The 9,956-nt window shown below is 31.8% G+C and carries 7 protein-coding genes and 1 riboswitch; all 7 genes read right to left on the reverse strand.

Annotation, left to right across the window (positions count from 1 at the left end; genetic code table 11):
• A partial coding sequence (locus tag BUB36_RS06875; RefSeq protein WP_207550775.1) for an Ig-like domain-containing protein occupies nt 1-332 on the reverse strand: 332 nt, incomplete at its 3' end.
• Nucleotides 333-473: 141 nt separating this feature from the next.
• On the reverse strand, nt 474-1,319 hold the full coding sequence (locus BUB36_RS06880) for a DUF4430 domain-containing protein (RefSeq protein WP_073148387.1): 846 nt from the start codon (nt 1,317-1,319) through the stop codon (nt 474-476).
• Nucleotides 1,320-1,494: 175 nt separating this feature from the next.
• Entirely contained in the window at nt 1,495-1,647 is a 153-nt protein-coding gene (locus BUB36_RS06885; protein ID WP_207550776.1) for a DUF2292 domain-containing protein, read from the reverse strand.
• A 276-nt stretch (nt 1,648-1,923) separates the two neighbouring features.
• Nucleotides 1,924-2,127: riboswitch (cobalamin riboswitch) on the reverse strand.
• Between the two features lie 109 nt (nt 2,128-2,236).
• A complete protein-coding gene (locus BUB36_RS06890; protein ID WP_073148391.1) occupies nt 2,237-5,362 on the reverse strand; it encodes an S-layer homology domain-containing protein in 3,126 nt (1,041 codons plus the stop codon).
• Nucleotides 5,363-5,395: 33 nt separating this feature from the next.
• Nucleotides 5,396-6,733 (reverse strand): prenyltransferase/squalene oxidase repeat-containing protein, encoded by a 1,338-nt coding sequence (locus tag BUB36_RS06895; RefSeq protein ID WP_073148393.1) that lies wholly within the window; start codon nt 6,731-6,733, stop codon nt 5,396-5,398.
• Between the two features lie 210 nt (nt 6,734-6,943).
• A complete protein-coding gene (locus BUB36_RS06900) occupies nt 6,944-8,206 on the reverse strand; it encodes an S-layer homology domain-containing protein (protein WP_073148395.1) in 1,263 nt (420 codons plus the stop codon).
• Nucleotides 8,207-8,324: 118 nt separating this feature from the next.
• The gene (locus BUB36_RS06905; protein ID WP_073148397.1) at nt 8,325-9,944 is read right to left on the reverse strand and encodes an S-layer homology domain-containing protein; all 1,620 of its coding nucleotides are present in this window, start codon (nt 9,942-9,944) and stop codon (nt 8,325-8,327) included.
• Nucleotides 9,945-9,956 lie beyond the last annotated feature (12 nt).

The raw sequence follows: 9,956 nt of genomic DNA on the forward strand, positions 1-9,956 counted from the left end.
GCTTTAACTGTATCCTTTGTTTTTGATATTGCTGTTATTGCTACACTACCTTCTTTTATTCCCGTTACCTCTCCCGTTTCCTTATCCACTGTTGCTGTTTCTGTATCCTCTGATTCCCATGTCACTTCTTCCTCTGGCATCTGGGCTTCATTTTGATCCCTTACTACTGCATCTAAGTCTATTGTACTTCCTACCTTTACTGTTTTATCTCCATTTATACCTATACTTGTTACTATACTTAAAGCTGAGTCACCTTCAGCATTAACACCACCCACAGAGCTTATAAGCAGAAGCATAATCAAGAGTAAACTTATTATTCTTTTACTAGTCATTCTACTATCTCCCCCGCCTAAATTAATTTCTATAATATTTAATATTTTACATATTGTGTTATTATTTTAATGCAAATACAAGTTAGATATAAAATATCTAACTTGTAAATAAATAATCAATATATATTTATTAAAATTAAATTACCATGAAAATTGTTTGAATTTCCATGTAACACCATCATTATCTGATAATGGTATTACAGATGCTGCATGGTTAGGAGCACTTGAATTCACTTCAAACTGCCAGCCATTTGAATAATCATTAGTATCATTTGATATTCTACTTACATAACTACCTTCACTTTCAATTGTCACATTCTTTTTTACCCAATTCCAATCAAAATTATTAATGGCAGTTGAAGTAGTTTCGTCACTATAATAAATCTCTAGTGCATATAATAATGCATGGATTGCACTTGGAGTTTTCTTTAATACGTCATTGTCATTGGTGCATATTCCAGCATCACTTAAATCAAAAAGTGGCACTGTATTAAATGTCATTGTAAAATCATCTGAAGATACTCCGTCCACTACAATATTTACTTCTGATACTGAATTAGTTACTGTTGATCCTTCTACCACTACATAACTAGTTACTGTTACAGGTGCATCATCTGGCGTATCATAAGTTACAGTTACAGTTGCAGTTCCTTGACCCATTGTCTTAATCGTTACTTGATCTACTCCAGTTTTTGATGTTACTGTTGTAGGTCCTGACACAAACTTCACTACCTCTGAATCACTGGTTGTCCAAGTTAGGTATTGCTTTTCTATAGCAGTAAAATCATGCTTTGACCATGAAGAATCCAGTCCTACAGCCTTTATGGTCTGAGTATTGCTCACATCTCCTACAATCGTAAAATCATTACTATCATCTAAAGTAACATATGGATAAGTAGTACACCCATCATCTGCAAATGCAGGTACTGCCAAAACAGTTAAAATCATAACAGTAACCATTAACATACTTAAAACTTTTTTCATCATTATTCATCTCCTTTTATTTGTTTAATTTAAAAGAATTGCATTTGATATTTAATACCATAAAATTGTGTTGCCCCCTGAATTCCCCCCTTTTATGGCTAATTATTCTTTATAACTAAAAGGCACTACCATATAATATGGCAGTGCCTCCAGTTTTCTGGTCAGCTCTTCTTTTGAATTATAATTTTATAGATTTCTTAAGCTCCTCTACTCTTATGGGTAAAGCATCCTGTATAACCACCTTTAATTCTCCATATCCAGTGCTACGAACTAGTTCTAGCAAACGTTTTTCCTTTTCATTGATAAGCATTTGAACCTGTTTCTTATTCAAGATATTATCCCCCTTTACTCCTTTTATATCTATCATAATATATATTTTTACTATGGGATAAAATTTCTAAACATCAAAACAAGTATTTTAGATTACTTCTTACTTTGTACTAATCCATAATTTTTTTCAGAAACATATGAGTCTGTAGACAATAACAAAAGCCCTAGCTTCCAATGAAAGTTAGGGCTTTATGGATATTTTCAGATATTTCACCATAAATGTTGGACACAGATGATTTCACTCTATGTTCTACATATTCCCTTTCACCGGAAGGTACAATGTAAAGTTATCTAGGCAGGTCTCCTGACTTATGGATCATAGCTTGCCTTCACCTTCCCATCCTATACTTGAGCTAGTATTGAACAGTGGCATGTTGAAGGATCACTCCCCACTTACAGTGGCCGGACCGTTCTGGATTTTCACCAGATTCCCTTTTAATTTTCGGTATTTCATCGAAAAACCTAAATAATCTATTATGAAATTTAAAAGATGTAACTTCTTTACAAGAACATTCTATACCATATATAAAAATATGTCAATAAATCAAATTTATCTTTGAAGTTCAATTTATAATCATATTATAAATATTCTAGTAATTATCCATTAATATATGATATAACCTATGTAGTATAATGCTAGCCTGTGCTCTGTTTAGTTCTTCCTTTGGTCTTAATTCTAGGCCTTTAATCTCATCTAATATTCCCAATTTTATAATCATATCCATTGAGCTTTCTGCCCAACTTGAAACCTCATGACCATCTAAGTATTTTTCTAAACTATTTTGTTTCTTTACATATTTATAAAATTCCTTTTTTAATATGTTTGCAACTACAACAACAATCTCTTCTCTGGTTATTTTTCCATTAGGGTCAAATATTTTCTTTGTTCTTCCTTTCATATATCCATTCTTATATACTGACTTTACAACATCGTAATACCATTTATCTTTAGTAACATCTTTAAAGATTAAATTATTCTGTAGATGAGTATTTAATCTTAGCACTCTAGAAATCAATGCTGCAAATTCGGCTCTAGTTATTTTGGATGCTGGATCAAATTTCTGTTTATCTCTCCCTTTAATTAATCCCTTTGATGACATACTTGCTATTTCCTTTTCAGCCCACTTAAAACCTTCTAAATCTGTAAATATCTTTTTATTTACCATAGGAATGTATATTCCCGATTCATTTGCCATGAACTTTACCATGTATTGATCCTCAAAATAAATGCCTCCAACGTTTTTTATATTATTATGTTCTTCCTTTTTGAAAACCGTTATTTCATGGGTTTTTCCTTCCTTAACTTTATATGGCATTTCAATAATCAAAGGACTATTCCACTTGCCTAGCTCCTCATTATCTAGCTTTATACCTAGCTCTATCCCATTTAGTTTATAATTTGCTAAAGTTTTAATGCCAATACTCATATTACTAAAATTTGTATTTTTCTTAGCAAAATCGGTAGACACTTTGAAAGAAACACTAGGGGTTATTACCTTAACTCTATCTATATCCTTAAAGAATAGCTCTTCAATAGTATCTCTGCTAAAGCCTATTTCAACTTCCTTATCCTTACAATCTGGAACTTCTATCACTAATTCATTAGTTAATAATTTCATGGCTTCAATATCATTTAAGCTCAATTGTTCTTCAATAAATTCTGCTTTTTTAATTATTTTTTCTACATTCACTAATATATCTTTTGAACTTAGATTTACTATGACTTTTCCGTCAACTTCTTCTATATCTTTACTACCTACTTTTATTTTATATTTATTTCTAATAAATTCTTCTAAAAATACAACTAATTCATTTTCCATCATGTTTTGGTCTAAGGCTCCACAATTTTCAATAATTTCACCTAGTAGCTCAATTAATTTCTTCAATGATGAATCGCCCTTTGTATTGTCCTCTATTTTGCATACTAGGTTAAAATACACATCTGCAGCCTGTAAAGTTTCTTCATTTATGTCTTTTAATAGGTCTTCATACTTATGGGAATACTGTAATAATATTTCTATAAGCTTTAGACTTGCATTTGCAACTTTCTTAATTGAAGCCTCATTCTCTAATCTCTCCCTCGCTTGTCCAATAGCTTCTAATAGCTTTTCAATATCTATTATAATAGCTTTTACCTCTTTTTCCTTTTTAGTACTTTCGCTATACTCTAATAAACCTTCAATGGTGTTACAGATTTTCTCACAGATTTGTTTTTCTGTTGACTTTTTACTCTTTATCAGCTTCCAAATATCCTCAATATCTTCATCATCATATGCAGCTTCGTTTATAACTTTAATCTCTATGGGCTTAGGTCTTACTATATCTCTTATACCTTTACTATCAAATCTTTCTGCCGATACTTCATAGGTACCAGCATCATTAAACCTTATTATTGCTTTCCCCTTTTTATCTGTTAATATCTCTTCTCCATCAATCTCATATTTGTCGCCATCTACATATATTGCAGCACCCTCTATTTTTTTGTTATTATTTTTTTTCTTACTCCCCCTTGAACACTTTGAGCCTTCTAAAGTTAATGTAATTTCCTCATCTATATTTACTTCTCTTTTATCTGCTTCTATTTCTGTAACCAATGTATCAAATCCATAGGCACCAAAATACCATAGTATTTCATCTCTTTTTTCTAATTTATATTGTTGGCATCCATAATTTGGATTCCAGCCATTTACCCTATAAAGCCATCCTGAGGTTGATCTATAATCAAATTCCCTTTCTCCATCAATCATAGCAACATATAATGACCATCCATAATCTTGAAGATCTAGTCCTTTTTTATGGTCTTTACAATCTATCCCTTCATCCTCTAAGGCTTGTATCAAGGCATGGGCTACTGTAGGTTCTTTTAAACGGTCAAGACCCCATCCATCTGACTCTTCTGCTGACTCCCCAGAAGCTGGTCCTAAATAGGGCGTCAAATCAAAATTGTCCACTTCTATATTTCTTTCAGGTACTATTGTTTCTTCATATCCTTCAATTCGAATACTAACTTCAACCTCTTCCTTTTCTAAAACCTTTAATTCTACAGTGTCAGATACTTCCTCATCTTCCTTAAGAACAGCTTTTATAATAGCTGTTCCTTTATTTATACCCGTTACTACTCCATTGTCATTTATTTCTAATATTTCTTCATCACTACTTGACCATATTATTCTATTATTTTTAACATTTGTACCCTTATTATCATATACATTTAGCTCTAATTCTTCTCCAATTTCTAACGTTTTAGAGGCTGCATGGATTTCTATTTTTGAAATATTTCCTTTACCTTCTTCGACTTCAAGCTTTATTTCTCCATATATTTTCCTATTTTCTTTAAGGGAAGCCCTTATGGTTGTTTTTCCAGGATTAACTCCAATAGCTTCACCATATTTATTTATTTTTACTATATCTTCATCAGCGCTTGTCCAAATAATGCTTTTATCCTCAATTTCATTTCCTTGACTATCTAAAACCTTTGCTTTTAGTTTTATTTTTTCCTTTTCCTCAATTTTATTATTTTCTACTTCAATTTCTATACTATAGCTTGAAGGGTCTATATATTCAATAATTTCAATTACTTCTAATTCTGACTCTGGGTCTGCAATTTGCAGCACTTTGCCTTTAGGACTATATGCTGCAAAGGCTGATGTAAAATTTAATAAAATCATACATATTGCAAGCATTAAAGGAATTAAAGGTTTCTTATAGCTTCTCATGGCTTCACCTTCTTTGTATACATAATAATCATATTAGTTCTCAATTGTAAAACTCATTTTTATGCCTTGCTTTAATTCTTTTCCACTTTCTGATCTTATTATATTAGATACATTTTTAGTTTTTACATATAGCGTATATTTCTCACCAGAATAATATGGGATCTTTGGAGTAACTTTTATTGCAGTATTATCATCAATTATTTCTACTTCTATAGGGTGCTTTTCTCCATATTCATCTACTATAATGACATTTTCTGTGTCTACACATCCTTCTTGAATTTTTTGATTGAATATTATACTCCATATTTTATCTGCCTTAATATCCTCTCTAGATTCAAATTCTTTAAAGTCTTCATCTTCAACGGGCTTTTCTTCTTCTCCAAAATAATATATGGAATTTTTACCATCACAATATTCACTACCCATTTCTACAAATTTATCATATGCAAGTAGTGCTTGGTAGGCTTGTTCAGTTGACATACCTATGTTGTCGTCGTTGTCCTTTGTATGTACAAATGTTCCATCTTCCTTAGCAAAGGATAATAAAGCATGGATTGCATTAAATCCATTTTTAGTAAATTTTTCTGAAGTAGGGTCTATTCCATTTGCACAAAGACCTATAATAGTTTGGCATACGCTTTCACAATTATCATATGATCCCCATGAGTTGAATCCTCCGTTGTCCTCCCTTTGAACAGCAGAAAGCCAATTAACAGCATTTTCTACTTTCTCACTAACCCCTAGATAATCATGGTATGGTGCAAGGGCTATTAATGCCATAGCAGTTATGTCTACATCACTGTCACCTTGATTTCCGCTTAAATTCCAACCTCCATCATGATTTTGACTATCCAATATATAATTAATCAGCCAAGCCCTATCATATTTGCTATTAGGTGGTATAGAATAATTTTTAGAATCCAATGCGATCAATGCGTATATTACACCATTTATTCCTTGAAAGGTTATGTCCTTATCTCCATCTTCAAAGTTATATATTTTTTCTAGTAAATCATATCCTCCAATATTTCTTGGGTTTCCCCCAGCTGCTGTAATTCCAATTACAATCCTCTCGTAATCTGTTACCTTCATGAAATATCCGTTTCTTTGCTTGATATTTTCCTCGGTATCCTCTAGATAACTTTCTGGGATCGGCATTTCAGCATTTACTAATCCTACGACTTTCCAGTCGCTGCTAAAGGTGCTATTATTCATCATATAATTTGATGTATTGTCTATTGCAGCTAAAACCTTGTCATATAAATCATCACTTGATGAATCAGCATATACATTTAAACCAATGCTTGAATATGAAAAGATAAGACAAAAAATTATTATGTATGGTATAGAAGCTTTTACTATTTTCTTCATATAAAACCCTCCCATTTATTTAGATTAATTTAACCCGCCAAGCTATAAAATAAATTTTCTGTTTCTTATATGCCTTAGGGAGTTTTAATATTTTATTTAAGTGATTTTTATAAACCTGTTTTTTCCTTCAAATCAATATAAAAAAACAGGTTTATTACATAAGCGAAAAGAAAATATTAAAACTCTAGTGATAGAAACTAGCACAATAGGTTAATTTAATATTTCATATAATCTATAGATTATAATAGCTGCTTGAGCTCGATTTAGTGGTTCATTTGGTTTAAATTCTCCATTGATTCCTTTTATAATGCCCCTTTGCTGTGATGTAACTACTGCTTTAATAGCCCATGGTGCAATTTTATCCTTATCCTTGAATTCAACCTCAGCTATATCTAAAGCTTTATATCCTTGCTTATGTAAGATATTTGCCACAACCACAGCCATTTCCTGTCTAGTTATTTTTTCTTCAGGATTAAAAAATTCCTTTGATTTTCCCTTCATTAGCTTAGCTGCACAAATCATTCTTACTGATTCATAATACCATTTATCATGTGGTACATCATTAAAAGCTATTGTATAGTCATGATTATCTTCAACATTTAAAATCCTTGTAATTAATGTAGCAAATTCTGCCCTTGTAATGCTTGACTCTGGATCAAATATTTCCTTACTTCTTCCCTTAATTATCCCTTTTTCACACATCTTATTAATAGCTTCCTCTGCCCATTCATATCCTACTATATCCTTAAAGCCTATATTTTCTTCAACACCACTCATATATGCTTCAACAGTCGCTTTATCTTCATCATTATCATTTCTATTTTTCTTCTTATCTTCGTCTATATCCTTGTCATTGTCTTTATCTTCATCCTTGTCTTTATCCTTTTTATATTTTATTTCATATGTTAACTTTGTCTTATTTCCAGCTTTGTCCTCTGCTATTATTTCTATTTTGTTTTCCCCCCTGCTTAATTCTGCATTATAATTACCATTATCATTCTTATTTATCCCCTTCCCATTCACCTTTACTACTGCCTCTATATTCTTATCCTTATTATCTTTTACTTCTATTTTAAAGCCTATATACTTTTTCTTAACGGTCATATTATCCTTTATTCCTTCTACCTTTATAACAGGAGCTTCTTTATCTTCTTCATCTACAGATATCTCTATGTTCTTTGTTTCATCTCCTATTACTATTTGACCAATACCTGTTTTACCTTTTGGTATATTAAAGCTAAATTCAAAATTCCCATTTAAGTTGGTTTTAGATGTGTCTAGATAATACATTTTCTCATTATTCTCTTTGTCATAAACTTTTATTGATGCAAGTCTTCCATAATAATCTGATTTTCCCTTTAATACTATCTTTTCCGGATTTAAACTGTCCCTTATTGTTTCTATATTTATCTCTGCAAATGAAGGTATTATAAAAGAAGCTGCTAAAACTATTGATAATATTGTTTTTTTCAATTTTATTCCTCCTCTTAAATAAAATTTGTATTATTTATTTAATAATTTCATAATCAGCTTATTGATATAATCCAAAGGTAAATATTAAAACTACTAGAGTTAAAATTTAAACAATGAATTAATTTAAAGCCTTTCTAAGCCTTACAAGACTCCACCCACACTCAGCTCTATTTACATTTTCCTTTGCTTTAAAGCCTTCATATATAAATCCCTTTTCTTTAGCTATCTGCATATATCCATAGGTCAATTCCTTTCCCCCTATACTTCTTTTTTTAGCTTCATCCTCTAAGCCCATAGCTCTTACAAGTATTACCATTAACTGCTCTCCAGTTATATTTTCGTCTGGCATAAAAGTATTATTTGAAGTTCCTTTTACATAGCCTTTATTTACACACATTCCTATATAATTATCAGCCCAATGCCCTTCATTTATATCCTTAAACCTAGTTGAACCTCTATAATTCTTTATTTCATCCTTGAGATTTAAACTGCATACTAAAAGCTTTGCAAATTCTGATCTTGTTACAGGTTTTTCAGGTTTAAATGTACCATCGGTATATCCAGCTAATACATAGTCATATACCAGTTCCATTACTTCATCAAAGCCAAATTCTCCTGGTTTAAAATCATCAAATATATTTTTTTGAGCCTCTAGTCTATATTTTTCGTGAAGCATATCATATACACACTTATTGTTATATGCGCTTGCCATACCATAAAGTCCTTGCTCTGTAGACATTCCATTGTCATATATAGGAAGCATTTCTTCCTCATCAAGTACATGGGCAAAGCTTCCATCCTCTAGCTGAAATCTTAGCATTGCAGTTACAGGATTTTCTCCATTTTGTTTTGTCCACTCAGGACCAATGGGGTCTTGTCCCAATAAGGTCAGAGCTTGTATCACCCATACGCAGCTTTCTGGATTTTCGGTTCCCCATGAATCGAAGCCTCCATTATCCAATTGCTTTTCCTTTAAAAATTTTAATGCTTTCTTTACTGCTGGATGCTTTTCATCTAATCCTAATATTGCCATTGCCATTAGTCCTCCTGCTGTCATATCAACATCAGATTCTATCAATTTGTAATCCTCTGGATCATCAAAATATTTTACATCCCATGTAAATCCACCATCATGATGCTGCTGATTCAGTAGCCATTCAAGGCATTTATCTCTATTAGGAATAGGCTCTCCTGCACAATGGAGTGATATTATACCAAAGATATGGGCATTTACTAGTTCTTCTCCAACGGGTTTTCCTGTTTTTCTATCTTCGACTGAATCAGCAAAATGACCATTGGGTAGCATGGTTCCCTTTACAATTTCAACTAGATTAATACCTCCAAAGCTTCTAGGATTTTTGCCTGCTGAACATACTCCTATGATGGTTCTTTGAAAATCGGTATTTTTAATTTTACTAAGCCCTATACCCCTTTTCACCTGCTCTTCTCTAAAATATGGACCATTTTTCCCATTAACCGTCCATTTAGGACCGCTGACATCTTCTCCAAATCCAAAAAGTCCTAGAGCTGGCCAATCAAGTATACCTTTAAACTCTTTTTTTCTATATGTTTTATTGTAATAATCTATGGTTTTTTCAGCTGCCCTTTTAATATCTTCTCTGGCAATCTTAGATGGAGCTGCAAAGGTATACTCAATTGAATAATTAAATATCAGCATAAATATAAAGAATGTCATTAAAAAACCCATTAGCTTTTTTCTATTTAATAAATTAGACATGAAAACCCCTCC

Origin of the sequence: Paramaledivibacter caminithermalis DSM 15212 (genome assembly GCF_900142245.1) — a bacterium.
Taxonomy (GTDB): Bacteria; Bacillota; Clostridia; order Peptostreptococcales; family Caminicellaceae; genus Paramaledivibacter; species Paramaledivibacter caminithermalis.